15 protein-coding genes are annotated in these 17,206 nt (G+C 61.0%); 13 read left to right on the top strand and 2 right to left on the bottom strand.

What is annotated here, in order from left to right:
- Nucleotides 1–232: 232 nt before the first annotated feature.
- On the bottom strand, nucleotides 233–1,654 hold the full coding sequence (gene ppsR, locus ACRANW_RS14130; RefSeq protein ID WP_479432388.1) for a transcriptional regulator PpsR: 1,422 nt from the start codon (nucleotides 1,652–1,654) through the stop codon (nucleotides 233–235).
- A gap of 12 nt (nucleotides 1,655–1,666) precedes the next feature.
- Nucleotides 1,667–2,563 carry a cobalamin B12-binding domain-containing protein gene (locus tag ACRANW_RS14135; protein ID WP_479432389.1) on the bottom strand — a complete coding sequence of 299 codons (897 nt, stop codon included), beginning with the start codon at nucleotides 2,561–2,563 and terminating at the stop codon, nucleotides 1,667–1,669.
- A 242-nt stretch (nucleotides 2,564–2,805) separates the two neighbouring features.
- On the opposite strand from ACRANW_RS14135, the gene bchF reads away from it, so the two are divergent.
- From bchF to puhE, 13 genes are all read left to right on the top strand, one after another.
- Nucleotides 2,806–3,354 (top strand): 2-vinyl bacteriochlorophyllide hydratase, encoded by a 549-nt coding sequence (gene bchF / locus ACRANW_RS14140; protein WP_479432390.1) that lies wholly within the window; start codon nucleotides 2,806–2,808, stop codon nucleotides 3,352–3,354.
- The gene (locus ACRANW_RS14145; RefSeq protein ID WP_479432391.1) at nucleotides 3,351–4,664 is read left to right on the top strand and encodes a ferredoxin:protochlorophyllide reductase (ATP-dependent) subunit N; all 1,314 of its coding nucleotides are present in this window, start codon (nucleotides 3,351–3,353) and stop codon (nucleotides 4,662–4,664) included. Before bchF ends, ACRANW_RS14145 begins: the two co-directional genes overlap by 4 nt.
- Before the next feature lie 3 nt (nucleotides 4,665–4,667).
- The gene (gene bchB, locus ACRANW_RS14150) at nucleotides 4,668–6,245 is read left to right on the top strand and encodes a ferredoxin:protochlorophyllide reductase (ATP-dependent) subunit B (RefSeq protein WP_479432392.1); all 1,578 of its coding nucleotides are present in this window, start codon (nucleotides 4,668–4,670) and stop codon (nucleotides 6,243–6,245) included.
- Nucleotides 6,235–9,879, top strand: coding sequence for a magnesium chelatase subunit H (locus ACRANW_RS14155; protein WP_479432393.1), 3,645 nt, complete (start codon nucleotides 6,235–6,237; stop codon nucleotides 9,877–9,879). The genes bchB and ACRANW_RS14155 overlap by 11 nt, the downstream gene beginning before the upstream one ends.
- A gap of 19 nt (nucleotides 9,880–9,898) precedes the next feature.
- Nucleotides 9,899–10,795: a ferredoxin:protochlorophyllide reductase (ATP-dependent) iron-sulfur ATP-binding protein gene (gene bchL, locus ACRANW_RS14160; protein WP_479432394.1), complete on the top strand. Its 897-nt coding sequence runs from the start codon at nucleotides 9,899–9,901 to the stop codon at nucleotides 10,793–10,795.
- Nucleotides 10,795–11,499 (top strand): magnesium protoporphyrin IX methyltransferase, encoded by a 705-nt coding sequence (gene bchM, locus ACRANW_RS14165; protein ID WP_479432395.1) that lies wholly within the window; start codon nucleotides 10,795–10,797, stop codon nucleotides 11,497–11,499. Before bchL ends, bchM begins: the two co-directional genes overlap by 1 nt.
- Entirely contained in the window at nucleotides 11,496–12,935 is a 1,440-nt protein-coding gene (locus tag ACRANW_RS14170; protein WP_479432396.1) for a BCD family MFS transporter, read from the top strand. Before bchM ends, ACRANW_RS14170 begins: the two co-directional genes overlap by 4 nt.
- A 73-nt stretch (nucleotides 12,936–13,008) precedes the next feature.
- Nucleotides 13,009–13,815: a photosynthetic reaction center subunit H gene (puhA, locus tag ACRANW_RS14175; RefSeq protein WP_479432397.1), complete on the top strand. Its 807-nt coding sequence runs from the start codon at nucleotides 13,009–13,011 to the stop codon at nucleotides 13,813–13,815.
- Nucleotides 13,806–14,567: a photosynthetic complex putative assembly protein PuhB gene (puhB, locus tag ACRANW_RS14180; RefSeq protein ID WP_479432398.1), complete on the top strand. Its 762-nt coding sequence runs from the start codon at nucleotides 13,806–13,808 to the stop codon at nucleotides 14,565–14,567. The genes puhA and puhB overlap by 10 nt, the downstream gene beginning before the upstream one ends.
- Entirely contained in the window at nucleotides 14,564–15,052 is a 489-nt protein-coding gene (gene puhC, locus ACRANW_RS14185; protein WP_479432399.1) for a photosynthetic complex assembly protein PuhC, read from the top strand. The genes puhB and puhC overlap by 4 nt, the downstream gene beginning before the upstream one ends.
- A complete protein-coding gene (locus ACRANW_RS14190; protein ID WP_479432400.1) occupies nucleotides 15,052–15,354 on the top strand; it encodes a hypothetical protein in 303 nt (100 codons plus the stop codon). Before puhC ends, ACRANW_RS14190 begins: the two co-directional genes overlap by 1 nt.
- Nucleotides 15,351–16,412 (top strand): magnesium-protoporphyrin IX monomethyl ester (oxidative) cyclase, encoded by a 1,062-nt coding sequence (gene acsF / locus ACRANW_RS14195; RefSeq protein WP_479432401.1) that lies wholly within the window; start codon nucleotides 15,351–15,353, stop codon nucleotides 16,410–16,412. The genes ACRANW_RS14190 and acsF overlap by 4 nt, the downstream gene beginning before the upstream one ends.
- On the top strand, nucleotides 16,406–17,200 hold the full coding sequence (gene puhE, locus ACRANW_RS14200; protein WP_479432402.1) for a putative photosynthetic complex assembly protein PuhE: 795 nt from the start codon (nucleotides 16,406–16,408) through the stop codon (nucleotides 17,198–17,200). The genes acsF and puhE overlap by 7 nt, the downstream gene beginning before the upstream one ends.
- The last annotated feature ends 6 nt before the right edge of the window (nucleotides 17,201–17,206 follow it).

The raw sequence follows: 17,206 nt of genomic DNA on the forward strand, positions 1-17,206 counted from the left end.
TCTGTTCAGAAAGCCGTTTATGCGCGTCCAACCGCTGTTCGATGCATGACAGCTTATGTGTCATGTTGGATTGCCGGGCGATTTTGGGGCGCCTCAACGGAGGTCGCTCTAGGTCGGGCTTGACCCCGCATAGACCCCCGCTTGCCCGTTTCAGGCACGCGCAGACGCTATGCGATGCAAGTTATGCAAAGGATGGGGTCCGCCCGCGTTTAACTCCAACAGCGGGCGCAGCTTATTCGTTGTCGCCCGCCAGATTGCCAAGGCCATAGCGATGCAGCTTGGAATACAGGCTCTGGCGCGAAAGGCCGAGGATTTCTGCCGCTGAGGCGCGATTGTCCGAGGTGTAAGACAGCGCCGCTTCGATGCACAGCCGCTCGATCAGATCGGTGCTTTCCCGCACGATATCCTTCAGGCTCATCCGCCCCACAAGTTCGGTCAATTGCTCGACCGACCGCGGGAGATCTTGCGAACCGGGTGGCAAATCGCGCAAACGGCGGCCGATCGGACGGATAACGAAGGCATAATAGCCATCCTCGCCCGAGGTACGAACCGCTGACAATTCAACGGCTTCGCCGTCGAGATCGTGTCCTACGCGCAAGATCGTCGTCACATTACGCGCCGCGCCGTGCTGGTCAATCTGACCTTCAATCAGATCAAGGTCGATGCCAGGCCGACCGATCGATTCCGACAAGTGCCGCCCGCGCAACTGATCGACGCTTGCCGCCTGCAAAAGTTCGACAAAGGCGGCATTGGCCGTGACGATTTCCAGATTGCTGTCGGTCACAACGAAGGCATCCGGCATCTGATCAACCAGAGCCAGAACAGGGGAGGAATCAGGCGCAGGGCGATCACTTGCCGGAACCAACCGCACCAGCAAAAACTGCCCGCGATCCTGGGTAAAGCCATTGATTGTGGCCAAAACTTCGCGCGCACCGCGGGCAATGCGGATCCGGCCCGGGCTGACCGTGTCCGAAACCAGCGCCGCACCGACCAGCGCCTGTATCGCGTCGTGGAAGTTTTTGTCTATGAATGTCAGCAACTTCTTGCCGGCAAGCCCACCGACACGTGTGCCCACCAGGCTATGCGCCGCAGGATTGGCTTCACGAATGCGCAGAGTCCCGGCTTCGATAATCATGACCGGTTCGGTCGAGCGTTCAAACAGCATGCGATAGCGCGCTTCGAGCTGTCGCATCCGCAGATAGTCACGCTCAAGCGACTGCTGTACCTGCAGCAGGCGCTGCTGAAGCTTGCCCGCCTCGCGCAGATCGCGGCCAAAGGCGATGCGGTGTTCGCCGTTATTCACGCTCAATACGGAATAGCGAATCGGCACATCGCCATCCCGCGATGGGTGGTTGACCTGCCGCCAATGCTGCACTTCGCCGCGCCGGGCGGCGGCCAGCATCTCCATGATTTTCGGGCGACTTTCGTCGGTCACTGTCTCGATCCAGTTGGTGCCGATCATATCGGCAAAGGCTGGAAATTCCCGCGGATCGAACGCGGCATCAAGAATGGTTCCGGTGTCGTTGAGGACGAGTGTTACGTCCCCTGCGACCATCGCCAGCTTCATTGCAGCATCAGCATCAAGGGTGTCGAACAGCGCGGCCGCGTTCCCGAACGGGTGCTTGCCATCAATGCTGTGTTTGCGTGTGAGCATGGTCGGTCGAATCTACGGCATGTTCAATTGGCGGGGCACGGTGCTTTTCAGCAACGCGTTCGCCAATTCGAGCGCCGCCAAAGCGTCCGCTCCGGTTCCATCAGCCCCAACTTCGTCTGATAACCCGGGGTTTTCGTTGATCATCCGTCCACCGACAAGCACGATGATGTGAGGATTGGCTGACACATTTCGTACCGCCTTGATAAGATTGGCAAGAGCGGCGCTGGAGCAGTTGCGCGCCAGCGTCAATCCGATGAGGTCAAAGGGCTGGCGTGCAACCCGGTCGAGCAACTCGCGTCGCTCCGGCTTGACTAGCGCCTCGCTGCGCCAGCCGCCTCGTGCAAAGACTTCCTCGATCATCAGTGTCCCGAAATTGTGCTGGTCGCCCGGCATGGGTGAAAACAGTGCGGAAAAGGGCACGCTCAAGCCGCCCAGCACCGTAGGGGAGCGTGCGGCCACTTCGCGCATCACCTCCTGGAGACGCCACAAACCCATTGTAACGTCAAGAAAATCGCACTCATCGCGTTCCCACATTTCGCCTAATTTGCGCGCGGCGGGGGCCAGCAGATCGAGACATATGGTTTCAACACTGGCGCCCTTGGTAATGAAGCGATCGACCTCTTCGAGCAGGCTGGCGGCTTCGAGCCGGAGTGGCAGCACCGCAAAGCGCGACGCATCATCGGCCGATATTGTACGGACACGGCGCGAACGGCTTTGCACATCGGAACCGGCGTGGGCCATCAACAGGCGCGGTATGATCTCGCTTTCGATGATGACGTTGACAGAGTCGGACTTGACCTGACTGGGCGCAGCGCTGCGACGCCTGACAGCCTCAAGCGGCGCAGAAATGACGCCCCGCAGAACCGCCGATCCCGCACCGAACACGCTCGAAGCCTTAGACTCTCCCATTCGTCAGACCCTCCAAGGTCGTGCGGAGGAACCTTCCGCAGGAGGTAGTGACCGATCCAACACAACCGGTCGTGGCTCAGATCCCGAAAAGCCAACGATTCTTTCGCACGTCGATTTTGACAGTGCACCGCCGATCTTACCTAGGAATGTGCAATCGTCAACAAAACTAAACGTCCAATCTAGTTGACACTCAAGTTGGATAGCGTAATCTCTGATTCTGAGAGAAAAGGTTGACGCATCACATGACACGGACGGATCAGACATCCCCGGCCGCACCCGCAACTCCGGTGAAGGGAGCGGGGCTGACACAAGGCAAAACTTACGCGCTTTACACCGCGGACGAACGGCAGCGTCGGGACAAATCGGTCTGGACGATAGTTCAGGGCGTTCTGGCACCGGTACAGTTTCTGGTCTTCGTCGTCAGCCTCGGGCTCGTGATTCGCACCCTCACAACAGGAGAAGGTGCCTTTGCCGCGGACGTATCGGTCGTCCTCAAAACCCTCGTTCTCTACACGATCATGATCACAGGCTCGATCTGGGAGAAGGTCGTTTTCGGCAAATGGCTGTTTGCGCCGGCTTTCTTCTGGGAAGACGTGTTCTCGATGCTCGTGCTCGGCTTGCACACCTTATATCTGGTGATGTTGCTGGGTGAGGTGGGCACGCTGGAACAGCGCATGATGGTCGCGCTGGCGGGCTACGCAGCCTATGTGATTAACGCCGGCCAGTTCATCTGGAAGCTGCGGATGGCGCGGCTTCAGGGCAACATTCATGGCAAGGCGGTGACAGCATGAGCGCGCTCGACATCCTTGATGGCTGCGCGGCTGAAATCGCCCGCGACGATGTTCAGGACATTGCGCCAGCCCGTCCGGTATTGCGTGAACGCGGCCAGCGCGAAGTGTTTTGCGGTCTCACCGGCATCATCTGGCTGCACCGCAAGATGCAGGACGCCTTTTTCCTGGTCGTCGGTTCACGCACCTGCGCTCACCTGCTGCAATCAGCGGCCGGCGTGATGATTTTTGCCGAGCCGCGTTTTGCGACCGCGATCATGGAAGAGCGTGATCTGGCCGGAATGCTGGATGCGCAGGAAGAGCTTGATCGGGTGGTCAACCGCCTGCTTGAACGCCGCCCTGACATCCGCACGCTGTTTCTTGTCGGCTCATGCCCCTCGGAAGTCATCAAGCTGGATCTTGCCAAGGCTGCCGAGCGTCTCGGCGCCGTTCATCTTCCCCGGGTTCGCATTCTCAATTATTCGGGCAGCGGTATTGAGACGACCTTCACGCAAGGCGAGGATGCCTGCCTTACCGCGCTTGTGCCGGTGATGCCTGGCCTTCCCGCCGATGCTCCCAAAGAACTGCTGATTGTTGGCAGTCTCCCGGACATCGTCGAAGACCAGTTTCTGCGCCTGTTTGCAGAAATGGGCATTGCCAAGGTTGGCTGCCTGCCCGCTCGCAATGCGCGCGATCTGCCCAGCGTTGGTCCCGGCACGCGTTATCTGCTTGCTCAGCCTTTCCTTGCCGAGACCGCAATGGCGCTCGAAGGTCGCGGTGCGCAGCGCATTGATGCGCTGTTCCCCTTCGGCGTCGACGGCACGACCGATTGGCTTCGCGCCGCTGCGCAGGCCTTCGGTGTTGACCCGGAAGTGGCAGAAAAAGTGATTGCGCCCGGCCGTGCCCGTGCGACCCGCGCTCTGGCTAACCTGCGCCCGCAACTTGAAGGCAAGCGCATCACCTTCCTTCCCGATTCGCAGCTCGAAGTGCCGCTTGCGCGCTTCCTGCAGGACGAACTTGGCATGGAATTGATCGAAGTCGGCACACCCTATCTGCACCGCGCGCACCTTGCCCGCGAGCTTGATCGGTTTGGCCCGAACGTGCGCCTTTCCGAAGGCCAGCACCTGGATCGCCAGCTTGATCGCGTGCGCGCTGACCGGCCCGACATCACTGTGTGCGGGCTTGGCTTGGCCAACCCGCTCGAAGGCGAAGGCCTGACCACCAAGTGGGCCATCGAACTCGTCTTCTCGCCGATCCATGGTTTTGACCAAGCCGCGGATCTCGCTGAACTCTTTGCGCGGCCGCTGCGGCGCCGTGACATGCTGGAGATTTAAGCGATGCAACTGGCTGTATGGACATATGAAGGCCCGCCCCACGTCGGCGCCATGCGTGTCGCTACCGCGATGGAAAAGCTCCATTACGTGCTGCACGCGCCGCAGGGTGATACGTATGCGGACCTGCTGTTCACGATGATCGAGCGGCGCGGTAAACGTCCGCCGGTCACCTACACCACGTTTGAAGCCCGCGATCTGGGCAAAGATACAGCGCAGATTTTCCAAGATGCCGCGCGCGAAGCCGTGGCCCGGTTCAAGCCGCAGGCGATCATCGTCGGCGCGTCATGCACCGCTGAACTGATCCAGGATGATCCGGCCGGCCTGTCCGAAGCAATGGACCTGCCCTGCCCGGTGATCCCGCTCGAACTGCCAAGCTATCAGCGCAAAGAAAACTGGGGCGCGTCCGAGACGTTTTACCAGATTGTGCGCACGCTGGCCGACAAGACTATCGCACGCGCCCCGCGCGAAGGCCGGCCTGCACGCGCCAATATCCTCGGTCCCACCGCGCTGGGCTTTCGCCACCGCGATGATCTGGTCGAGATCCGCAAGATTCTCGCTCAACTGGGGGTCGAGGTGAACCTCGTCGCTCCCTTGGGCGCTACCCCGCAAGACATTACGCAGATCGGCGCCGCCGATTTCAATATCGTAATGTATCCCGAAATCGCAGATGAGGCCGCCCGCTGGCTCGAAAAGACTTTCGATCAGCCTGCTGTGCGGACCATCCCTATCGGCGTGGGAGCTACCCGCTCCTTTATCGCCGACGTCGCCGAGCTGGCAGGTGCAGATCCCACGCCTGCCCTCGGCGACACCTCTTCCCGGATGCCATGGTGGAGCCGGTCGGTCGATTCGACCTACCTGACCTCCAAGCGCGTCTTTATTTTCGGTGATGCCACCCATGCCGTCGCTGCCGCCCGGATCGCCCGCGAGGAACTGGGCTTCGAAGTCTGTGGCCTCGGCTGCTACGCTCGCGAATTCGCCCGGGACGTTCGCGCCGAAGCGGCGCGTTGCGGGGTCGAGGCCTTGATCACGGACGATCACCTCGAAGTGGAGGACGCCATCGCAGCGGCCGCACCCGAACTGGTGCTCGGCACGCAGATGGAACGCCATATTGCCAAGCGGCTCGGCATCCCTTGCGCGGTCATCAGCGCGCCGGTGCACGTACAGGATTTCCCCGCGCGCCACTCGCCCCAGATGGGCTTTGAAGGCGCCAACGTGATCTTCGATACCTGGGTCCATCCGCTGGTGATGGGCTTGGAAGAGCATCTTTTGACCATGTTCCGCGAGGACTTTGAGTTCTCCGATGAAGCGGGCGCATCGCACCATGCCGCGCATTCGCCCCGCAAGGCGACGATGCCGGACGTTTCCGAAGCGCCGGTTGAAGACATTCCGGCCATGGCCATGGCGATGGGTGATGATGACGCGTCACTCTGGACCGTCGAGGCTGAGCGCGAACTGAAGAAGATACCCTTCTTCGTGCGTGGCAAGGCCCGCCGAAATACCGAAAATTTTGCTGCCGCCGAAGGGCGCACGCAGATCGACCTTGAAACCCTCTATGACGCGAAGGCTCACCATGCACGGTAATGTCGCCTCGGCCCGCTCGGTAGACTCACAGGCCCCTGTTCGGGTGGTGATCGTCACACTCGACAACCACCTCAAGGGTGCGGTTGACCGGGCCGACGAGGCGCTGGCGCCCGATGGCATCGATATCAGCCTTTTTGCCGCATCCGAATGGACCGATGCGGGCGAGTTGGAAAAGGCCAAAGCTGCAATCGCCGAAGCCGACTTCGTGATTGCCACGATGCTGTTCCTTGACGATCATATCCGCGCCATCCTGCCCTCACTCGAAGCGCGGCGCGAAGCCTGCGATGCGATGGTGTGCCTGATGTCGGCCGGCGAAGTGGTCAAGCTGACGCGTATGGGCAGCTACCGTATGGACGCCCCTGCCAAGGGCCCTCTGGCACTGCTCAAGAAGCTTCGCGGCAGCACAGGCAAGGATGGCAAGCCGGCCAGCAACTCGGGCGCCGGGCAGATGAAGATGCTGCGCCGCCTGCCCAAGCTGCTCAAATTCATTCCCGGTACCGCGCAGGATGTACGCGCCTATTTCCTCACCATGCAATATTGGCTGGCCGGTTCGGACGAAAACGTGGTCGCCATGGTGCGGTCGCTGATCGATCGGTATGCTTCGGGTGAGCGTGCCAATCGCCGCGGGATGACCAAGGCTGAAGCGCCGCTCGAATATCCCGAAACCGGGGTCTATCATCCGCGCACCCAGCAACGCATGTCCGAAAGCCTGCGCCTGCTTCCGATCGAAGAAGGCCGCCAAGGCACTGTGGGGCTGATCCTGCTGCGCTCTTACCTTCTGGGCCGTGATTGCGCGCATTATGACGGCGCGATTGCCGCGTTCGAGGCGGCAGGCCTGAAGGTCGTGCCGGTGTTCGCCAGCGGGCTGGACGCGCGCCCTGCGATTGAAGCCTTCTTTATCGACCGCGACGGCAAGCCGACGGTTGACGCGATCGTCAACCTCACCGGCTTTTCGCTGGTTGGCGGCCCGGCTTACAGCGACGCACAGGCCGCACGCGAGATTCTGGGCAAGCTTGACCTGCCCTACCTCGCCGCCCACGCGATTGAATTCCAGACCATCGAGGAATGGGCGTTGCGTCCGCAGGGTCTGCTCCCGCTCGAATCCACCATGATGGTCGCCATGCCCGAGCTTGATGGTTCAACCGTGCCGAGCGTGTTTGGCGGGCGTGCTGGTGCATCCGGCGAAGGCTGCAACGGTTGTGATCGCAAGTGCGGTCGTCCCGCGTCGCACAAGGCCCGCCCGATGCAGGCCTGCCCGGAACGCGCGGAAGCGCTGGCCGCGCGCACTGTGAAATTGATCCAGTTGCGCCGCAGCGAACGTGCCCAGCGCAAGCTCGCGATCGTGGTATTCAACTTCCCGCCCAACGCAGGCGCCACCGGCACTGCTGCGTTCATGGCGGTGCACGAATCGCTTTACGCTACGCTCGAGCGGCTCGCTGCCGACGGTTACAGCGTGGATGTGCCTGAAAGCCTCGACGCGATGCGCGATGCGCTGCTCAAGGGCAATTCGGAACGCTACGGCACCGATGCCAATATCGCCCACCGGATCCCGGCGGACGATCATGTGCGGCGCGAAAAGCATCTGGCCGAAATCGAAGCCGCGTGGGGCCCTGCTCCTGGCAAGCAATTGACCGATGGCGGCAATATCCTGATCCAGGGCGTGCAATTCGGCAATGTCTTCGTCGGCGTGCAACCCACCTTCGGGTATGAAGGCGATCCGATGCGCTTGCTGTTCGAAGGCACATTCAGCCCGACGCACGCTTTCAGCGCTTTTTACCGTTGGATCCGCGAAGATTTCGGCGCCCATGCGATCCTGCACTTCGGCACGCACGGCGCGCTTGAATTCATGCCAGGCAAGCAGGCTGGCATGTCCGGCAAGTGCTGGCCCGACCGCCTGATCGGTGATGTGCCCAATTTCTATCTCTACGCTGCCAATAACCCGTCCGAAGGCATGCTGGCCAAGCGCCGCTCGGGCGCCACGCTGGTGAGCTATCTCACCCCGCCACTGGCGCAGGCCGGACTGTACAAGGGTCTGGTCGAACTCAAGGTGAGTGTCGAGCGCTGGCGCACCACGATTGACGATGCCGATCATGCGATGGAGCGGGCGGAACTCGCAGAACTGATTGCCGACCAGTGCGGCCTGCTCGATATTAAATATGCCAACATCGGCGATCTGCCTGCACAGCTTTATGAAATCGAAGCCTCGCTGATCCCGCATGGCCTGCACGTGCTGGGCCGCAACCCTGAAGGTGTCGAGCGGGAAGACATGCTCGACGCGATGATGGATGCCGCCAGCTTTGGCGATACGCCGGGCGACCGCGAAGCCCTGGGCGCCAAGCTCGATTCCTCGGATGAAATGTGGTCACTGATCCATGCGCTTGATGGCGGTTATGTCCAGCCTGCGCCTGGCGGCGATGTGGTGGTGAATTCCGATGTTCTGCCCACGGGTCGCAACATCCACGGGTTTGATCCCTTCTTGATGCCGTCGCTTTATGCCTGCCGGATCGGCAGCGAGCAGGCGCAGCAGCTGATCGCCCGCCACGTCAACGGCGGCGAACCCTTCCCCGAAAACATCGCCATGGTGTTGTGGGGCACGGACAACATGAAGTCAGAAGGCGTCCAGATTGCCCAGGCGATGACGCTGATGGGCGCCCGTCCCCGGCGCGATAGCTATGGCCGTCTGTGCGGCGCCGAACTGATCGCGCTCGAACAACTGGGCCGTCCGCGCATCGATGTGGTGATGACGCTTTCAGGCATCTTTCGCGATTTGCTGCCCATGCAGACCCGGATGCTGGCCGAAGCCGCGCTGCTTGCCAGTCAGGCTGATGAAACGCCTGAAGCCAATTTCGTACGCAAGCACACGCTGGCTCTGATGGAAAAGCATGGCTGTGATCTGGAAACCGCCGCTCTGCGGGTCTTCTCGAATGCCGAAGGTGCCTACGGCGCTAACGTCAATCAGATGATCGAAGGCGGCGTGTGGGCCGATCCCGATGAACTCGCCAACGCGTTCGAGATCAACAAGGGTTTTGCCTACGGCGTCAGTGGCAAGCCGGTGCAACAGCGCGAATTGCTGCAAAGCGCGCTCAGCACCGTCGATTTCACCTACCAGAACCTCGAAAGCGTCGAGCTCGGCATCAATGATGTCGATCAATATGTCGACGGGCTTGGCGGCGTGACCCGCTCTGTCGCGCGGGCCAAGGGCGCCGAAACGCCGGTCTACATCCTTGATGCGACCCGCGGCAGCACCAAGGTACGCACGCTGGGCGAACAGATCGATCTGGAAACCCGCACCCGCACGCTGAACCCCAAGTGGTTCGAAGGGCTGCTGGAGCACGGTTACGAAGGCGTGCGCCAGATCGAAGGCCATGTCACCAGTACGCTGGGCTGGTCGGCCACCACCGGGCAGGTTGCCCCCTGGGTGTACCAGAAGATTTCCGAGACCTTCGTCCTTGACGAAGTCATGCGCCGCCGCCTTTCGGACCTCAATCCGAAAAGCTCCGCGCGCGTAGCCAACCGCCTGCTTGAAGCCTGTGATCGCAATCTGTGGTCGCCGGACGAAGCCACCCTCGCCGCCTTGCGCGAAGCGAGCGACGAACTCGAGGACCGCCTTGAAGGCGTGTTCGCGGGCGAATGATGAAAAGGGATACCACACTATGAACCTGCAGAGCTCCTCATCCGCTTTCAGCCAACCCGACGGCGACGGATCGGTTCAGGTCCAGTTGGACCCGAACGACAAGATCAAGGGCGCCAAGGTGTTCGCGGTCTATGGCAAGGGCGGAATTGGCAAATCGACCACGTCGTCGAACCTCTCGGCCGCCTTTTCCAAGCTTGGTCACCGCGTGCTGCAGATTGGTTGCGATCCCAAGCATGACAGCACCTTCACGCTAACCAAAAAGCTTATGCCGACGGTGATCGATGTGCTCGAAACGGTCGAATTCCACGCCGAGGAACTCCGGCCTGAAGATTACATGTTCGAAGGCTATAATGGCGTGATGTGTGTCGAAGCGGGCGGCCCGCCGGCAGGCACTGGCTGCGGCGGTTATGTCGTCGGCCAAACGGTCAAGCTGCTGAAGCAGCACCACCTTCTCGAAGAAACCGATGTCGTGATCTTCGACGTACTGGGCGATGTGGTATGCGGCGGCTTTGCCGCACCGCTTCAACATGCCGAACGCGCCATCGTGGTCGCGGCCAATGATTTTGACAGCATCTTTGCGATGAACCGTATCGTCGCGGCGATTGCGGCCAAATCGAAGAACTATGACGTGCGCCTCGCCGGGGTGGTTGCCAACCGCAGCAAGGATACCGACGAGATCGACCGCTTCTGCGACAAGGTCGGCATGCCGCGCCTTGCGCACTTCCGCGATGTTGATGCGATCCGCCGTTCGCGCCTGAAAAAGTGCACCTTGTTCGAAATGGGCGACGATCCCGAAGTGATCGCAGCGCAGGACGAATACCTGCGCCTTGCCGCGATGCTTTGGGCTGGTGTTGACCCCAGCCTGGCGCAGCCGATGAAGGACCGCGACATCTTCGATTTCCTGGGGTTTGAATAATGGCGAGCCGCAACTTCTCCGAATATGACGACCGCCGCGAGGCGCTGGCGACCTATTTCGACAGCACTGCGCGTCAGGCGTGGATTGACCTTACCTCGGATGCCAAGGTCAGCGGCATTCGCGCCACAGTGCGCGCTGGCCGTGATGCCATGCGCGCCAATCTGATGGACTGGTTGCCGACAGACCTTCGCCGTACCAAACTGCTGGACGCCGGTTGTGGCACCGGCTCGTTGGCGGTCGCCGCCGCCTGCCGCGGCGCGGAAGTCACCGGGATCGACGTGGCTGCCGGTCTAGTCGAGGTCGCGCGCGAACGGACCCCCTCTTTCATCGGCCATGGACGCATTCACTGGTGCAGTGGCGATATGCTTGATCCGTCACTGGGCACCTTTTCGCACGTTGTGGCGATGGATTCGCTGATCCACTACCAGCCTGAAGACCTCGTTGACGCGCTCAGCCAGCTGGCACAGCGCACAACAAAAAGCATCCTTTTCACCTTCGCCCCACGCACCAAGCTGCTGACTGCGATGCATGAAGTGGGCAAGTTCTTCCCCAAGTCTGACCGCTCGCCCGCGATCGTGCCGACCGCCGAAAGCGACCTGCGCGAACGGCTGAGTGACCTGTCTGGCTGGAGCATCGGCCGCACACAGCGCATCAAGTCGGGCTTCTACACCTCGCAGGCGCTCGAACTGGTGAGGCACGGATGACGACGCCTTCTCGCCTGCCCAAACCGCACTGGACCGCGCTGGTTTTCCAGCTGCTTCCGTTTGCGGACGCAGCGAGCGCGGATCTTCCGCTTTCCCGCCTGCTGCGCCTTGCGCTGTTCCAATTCAGCGTCGGCATGGCAATGGTGCTGCTCAATGGCACCTTGAACCGGGTGATGGTCGTCGAGCTTGGCACGCCGACCTGGCTGGTCGCGCTGCTGATCGCGGTGCCGATGCTTGCCGCGCCGTTTCGTGCGCTGATCGGGCACAAGTCCGATACGCATCGCTCGGTGCTGGGCTGGCGCCGGGTGCCCTATATCTGGTTCGGCACGCTGATGCAGTTCGGTGGACTGGCCATCATGCCCTTCGCTCTGCTTCTGCTTGCGATACCGGACCGTTTCGAGCTTGGCTTGGTCGCTGCAACCTTCGCGTTCCTGCTGACGGGCGTCGGCATCCATGTGACCCAAACCGCCGGACTTGCACTCGCAACCGATCTTGCGCCTGAGGACAAGCGCCCACGCGCTGTCGCACTTCTTTATGTGATGCTGCTGGTCGGCATGATGTTTTCCGCCTTCGTGATCGGCGGCGTGCTGGCCGATTATTCCGCAACCAAGCTGGTTCAGGTGATCCAGGGCTGCGCGCTGCTCACCGTCATCCTCAACGTGATGGCATTGTGGAAGCAGGAGGCGCGCAACACTGCGGCCACCGCGCCTGACCGCGAAACGGCGACCTTCCGCGACATCTGGAAGGCCTTTGTAACCGATGGACGCAACACGCGCCTGCTGATCGCAATCGGCATCGGCGCTGCTGGTTTTGCGATGCAGGATGCGCTGCTTGAACCTTATGGCGGCGAAATTCTCGGCCTGTCGGTCGGTGCAACGACCGGATTGACCGGCGCCTGGGCGCTCGGCTCGCTGATCGGCTTCATGTTTTCCGGGCGGGCGCTCGCGCGTGGCTGGGATCCGCTCAGGCTCGCAGGCGCGGGCCTGGTGGTGGGCGTGAACGCCTTCCTGCTGGTGCTGTTCGCCGGCCCGTTCGGTTCGGCGCTGATGCTTTATACCGGTGCGCTGACGATCGGGATCGGCCTTGGCCTGTTCTCGGTTGGCACTTTGATGGAGGCGATGAGCCTCGCCCGTAATCAGACAGCCGGTCTTGCGCTGGGCGCCTGGGGCGCGGTGCAAGCGACCTGTGCGGGCCTTGGCATCGCCATTGGCGGTCTGATGCGTGACGGTATTGCGGCGCTGCTGCAAAGTGGTGAGCCTGCCGCCAGCATGGCGATGCGCGCCACAGGTTACGGCGCGGTCTACATCCTCGAAATTGCGTTGTTGCTGATCGGACTTGCCGCAATCGGTCCTTTGGTAGGCCATCAAAGCCGCCGCCGGGACGAAGCCGAAGACCCGATGGGTCAACCGTTCGGCCTCACAGAGTTTCCGACATGATGAATTGTGCCCGCCTGTATCGACCTTTGCCCGGCTCCGCCTCGGCCGGGGTACTCCTTGAGAGGAATATAAAATGAACGCTGCCTATATCGTTGGCACCTTCGATGTTGCCGAACTTGTCTTCCTGTTGTTCTTTGCGTTTTTCATCGCTTTGGTGTTCTACCTGAACCGTGAAAGCCGCCGCGAAGGCTATCCGGTCGAAGATGAAGAGACCGGGAAGGTCCACCCTGTCAGCCTGTTCGACGGCGACAAGAAGGTCTTCAAACTGCCCAACGGCCGCGGTACCTATGTGCCTGAAGACGTCGCCCGCGATGACGTCAACGTCCCCGCAGTTCCCGGCTTCCGCTCTGCCGGTGCACCGCTGGTTCCGACTGGCGACCCGATGATCGACGGGATGGGCCCCGCGGCCTTTGCCAACCGTGCCAAGTATCCCGACCTCACCTTTGACGGTCGTCCGCGGATCGTTCCGATCGCCGACAGCCACGAACTGATTGTGTCGCCCAATGATCCGCAATTGATCGGCTGGCCGGTCATGGCCGCCGACAAGCAGATGGTCGGCAAGGTCAGCGATATCTGGGTCGATCAGGCAGAACACCTGATCCGCTACCTCGAAATCGAGACTGTCACGGGCAAGAAAGTGCTTGCGCCAATGATGGTGGCCACAGTCCACGGCAACGGCCTGTTGGAAGCCATTTTGCCGATCATCGAAGACAAACCCAAATTCGTCGAAATCGACGCAATCACCGCTGCTCAGTTCGAAACCGTACCCGCACTCGAGACGGCTGGAATCATCACACGCTACGAAGAAGACCGCATCCAGGCCTATTTTGGTGGCGGTTACATGTATGCGACACCAGAAAGGTCTGAAGCATGGATCTGAACTATAACCACGACGCGGCAGCGACAGACATGTCGCTGACCGCAGGGATTGACCACGCCGCGCTCGAAAATGACGGGCCCAAGGCATTCGGCGATCGGATGGGCACACCCGCACCACGAGAAACAGTCCTGTGGAAGGGCCGCCCGGAATTGCGATTGCTGGCACGCACCGCGTTTCATACGCGCAAGGCCGGGATCTACATGGCAGGCCTCAGTGTCGTTGCACTGCTGATGGGCAACACCACCGCCGCGCTAGTTGTCGCGGGACTGGGTGTGGTGCTGGTCGCTTTGCTTTACGGTCTCGCCTGGGCCAGCGCGCGAAGCACGCTTTACATCTTGACCGACGAACGGCTGATCATGCGGATCGGCATGGCGATTGAGACCCGCGTCAATGTTCCGCTCAAGCAGGTCAAGGCCGCCAACTTGCGCCTGCGCGACAAGGATCGTGGCGATATCGCTTTCGAGCTGAACGGCGAGCGCCTGCTTAGCACTCTGCTGCTTTGGCCCCATGTTCGCCCCGGTCACTATGCCATGCCGCAACCGATGCTGCGTGCTGTGCCGGAAGCCGCCCAGCTTGCGGAAATGATCGGCGAGGCCCGCGCACGATTTGGTGCGATTGATCGGAATTTGACTGAAATCAAGGAAACTGCACCAGCCAGCGTCCAGCAAGCAGGTCCAGGGTCAACGGTTAGCGGACGTCCCGCTCCGGCGCTGGTTCGGCCCGGACAGGTTCTTGAAGGAGCGCCGGCATGATCGTACGCGAATATGAAAAAGACGAGGTCACCGTCAGCAAGGTGCCCTTGATGCTGATGGGCGGTATTGTGGCGATCTCACTCGCGTTGACCGCCGGGGTCAGCTTCGGCCTCTTTGAACGCCAATCTGTCCCGGCCGAAGCACGCTCAACAGCCGGGATCGAGGCTGCGGCAGAGCGTACATTGCGCTTCTTTGACGAACCCGATGGCACCGTTCGGGTCGAAGACGGCGCCACTTCCGAAGTGATCGCACGTTTTGAAACAGGCGAAGGCGGCTTCATCCGCGCCACCGTGCGCAGTCTGGTCCACCAGCGTCGCATCCGCGACGAAGGACCGGCCGTGCCATTTACGCTCACCCGGTGGGAAAATGACAATCTGACCTTGTCCGATCCGGTGACGGGGCGCAGTGTGGAGGTCAGCTCCTTCGGGCCCGACAATCGCGCAGTCTATGCCGGCCTGCTTCCCGCGACAACCAAGGCACCTTGATGACGTTCTCATTCCTCACAGCAAGCTCGTTCGACACGCCCTGCACGATTACAGTCGAGCAGAGCCCGGAGCATTTCCACGCGCATGTCGAACTGGCCGATGAGGTCGATATCCAGCCGGGTGACAAGGTTCGCGTGCATGGTGCACCGATCCAGATCCCGTTTGGCACGCGCCAGGTGTTCGAGCGCCGCGCAACCGTCACCCGTGCGAGCCCACTCGCCCGCAAGTTGACCAGGTTTGCCGCCTATTTCGACTTGGCCGAACTCTACGAAGTCAGCTTCAATGCTGGGAGGATCAAATGAACGCTTACAAACCCATGACGAGCGAAGAAGCGATGGCCATTGCCACGCAGGACACAATGCTCACGCCGCGTTTCTACACCACCGATTACGACGCGCTTGACGCGATCGATGTCAGCCTTGTGCGCAAGGAATGGGATCAGCTCATTGCCGACATGGTGGGCGATCCCAACAAGATGCACTTCAAGCACTCCGATCGCTTCAAAGGCGTGATCGAGGGCCTGGAGCCAAGCTTGCGCAAGGAATTCACCGATTTCCTCGTCAGTTCGATGACCTCTGAGTTTTCAGGCTGCGTGCTCTATGCCGAAATCGCCAAGCGCACCAAGAACCCCGATGTGAAACAGCTGTTCCGCCTGCTGGCACGTGATGAAAGCCGCCATGCGGGCTTCATCAACGAAAGCCTCAAGGATGCCGGCATCGGCGTTGATCTGGGCTATCTGACGAAGACCAAGAAATACACGTATTTCAAGCCGAAGTTCATCTTCTACGCGGTCTATCTGTCCGAGAAGATCGGCTATGCACGCTACATCACGATCTTCCGCCACCTGGCGCAAAATCCGCAGTACAAGTTCCACCCGATCTTCGATTGGTTCGAGGAATGGTGCAACGACGAGTTCCGCCACGGTGAAGCTTTCGCGATGCTGCTGCGCGCCGATCCCAAGCTGTTGCAGGGCGCGAACAAGCTGTGGGTGCGGTTCTTCCTCTTGTCGGTCTACGCCACCATGTATGTGCGCGATCACAACCGTCCGGTGTTCCACGCCGCACTGGGCGTTGATCCCACCGAATATGATTACAAGGTGTTCGAGATCACCAGCCAGATCGCTCGGCAGGTCTTCCCGGTCGAGCTCGACATCGACACTCCCATGTTCCGCGCGCAGATGGAAAATCTGCGCCTCGCCGCCGAACGCATCGAAGAAGGCAAGGCACGCGGCGGTATCGGCGGCATGATGCGCCGTGCGTCGGGCATGGCTGGAGCCGGCTTCGCCTTTGCCCGGATGTATTTCCAGCGGCCCAAATCCCACGCACTGCCCGCTTCGATCCGGCTGCAGCCAGCATGGTAAGCTGGAGCGGCCATATTGTGCCGTTCATTGTGACGGTGGCGATCTGGTTTATCGCGACCGGGCTGATTGCCTGGGCTGACAACCGTGAGCGCGCGACGTTCACGACCAGCCTGATAATCGGCAGCATTGCGGGAATCGCCGGACTGGTGGTGATCCTGGTCGCTTCACTCTCGACCGAGGTGTGGGCGGTCTATGTGGCCTTTATCGGCGCGCTGATGGTGTGGGGCTGGCATGAGTTGAGCTTCCTGACCGGTGCATCGGCCGGCCCGCGCCGCGGCCCCAGTGATCCGTCGCTCACCGGCGTTGCGCGTTTCCGTCAGGCCGCAGCCACCGTGATGCACCATGAAATCGCGCTGGCGCTGACAGCCTTGCTGCTGATCTCGCTTTCATGGAACGTCCCCAACCAGATTGGGGCGACCGTGTTCGTGCTGATGTTTGCGCTGCGGTTGATCTCCAAGATCAATCTGTTCGTGGGGGTGCCCAATTCGACGTCGGAGATGCTTCCCGATCAGCTTGCCTATCTCAAGACCTATTTCGGCCCCAGCCGCATGACATGGCTGCTGGTGCTGTCTGTCGCGGGGATTGCAAGCGCGACGGCCTGGTTTGCGAGCATGGCGCTCGCCGCGCCTGTCGGCAGCGCCGAAATGGTGGGCGCAAGCCTGCTGACCACGTTGAGCCTGCTCGGCGTGCTCGAACACCTCTTCCTCGCCCTGCCGTTCCGTGATGGAATGCTGTGGGGCTGGGCCTTCCCGCAGCGGAAGGCTGCGGCGCAAACCGATCAAGATTGAGAGCAA

Source organism: Erythrobacter sp. 'gip.4 top 5', from assembly GCF_056495765.1.

Bases quoted from the DNA above. Each gene is read 5' to 3' on its own strand.
- ACRANW_RS14155 (WP_479432393.1), top strand. From the start codon at position 6,235: ATGCACGGTAATGTCGCCTCGGCCCGCTCGGTAGACTCACAGGCCCCT.
- acsF (WP_479432401.1), top strand. From the start codon at position 15,351: ATGAACGCTTACAAACCCATGACGAGCGAAGAAGCGATGGCCATTGCC.
- puhA (WP_479432397.1), top strand. From the start codon at position 13,009: ATGAACGCTGCCTATATCGTTGGCACCTTCGATGTTGCCGAACTTGTC.
- bchL (WP_479432394.1), top strand. From the start codon at position 9,899: ATGAACCTGCAGAGCTCCTCATCCGCTTTCAGCCAACCCGACGGCGAC.
- ACRANW_RS14145 (WP_479432391.1), top strand. From the start codon at position 3,351: ATGAGCGCGCTCGACATCCTTGATGGCTGCGCGGCTGAAATCGCCCGC.
- ppsR (WP_479432388.1), bottom strand. From the start codon at position 1,654: ATGCTCACACGCAAACACAGCATTGATGGCAAGCACCCGTTCGGGAAC.
- bchM (WP_479432395.1), top strand. From the start codon at position 10,795: ATGGCGAGCCGCAACTTCTCCGAATATGACGACCGCCGCGAGGCGCTG.
- ACRANW_RS14135 (WP_479432389.1), bottom strand. From the start codon at position 2,563: ATGGGAGAGTCTAAGGCTTCGAGCGTGTTCGGTGCGGGATCGGCGGTT.
- ACRANW_RS14190 (WP_479432400.1), top strand. From the start codon at position 15,052: ATGACGTTCTCATTCCTCACAGCAAGCTCGTTCGACACGCCCTGCACG.
- puhC (WP_479432399.1), top strand. From the start codon at position 14,564: ATGATCGTACGCGAATATGAAAAAGACGAGGTCACCGTCAGCAAGGTG.
- ACRANW_RS14170 (WP_479432396.1), top strand. From the start codon at position 11,496: ATGACGACGCCTTCTCGCCTGCCCAAACCGCACTGGACCGCGCTGGTT.
- bchB (WP_479432392.1), top strand. From the start codon at position 4,668: ATGCAACTGGCTGTATGGACATATGAAGGCCCGCCCCACGTCGGCGCC.
- bchF (WP_479432390.1), top strand. From the start codon at position 2,806: ATGACACGGACGGATCAGACATCCCCGGCCGCACCCGCAACTCCGGTG.
- puhE (WP_479432402.1), top strand. From the start codon at position 16,406: ATGGTAAGCTGGAGCGGCCATATTGTGCCGTTCATTGTGACGGTGGCG.
- puhB (WP_479432398.1), top strand. From the start codon at position 13,806: ATGGATCTGAACTATAACCACGACGCGGCAGCGACAGACATGTCGCTG.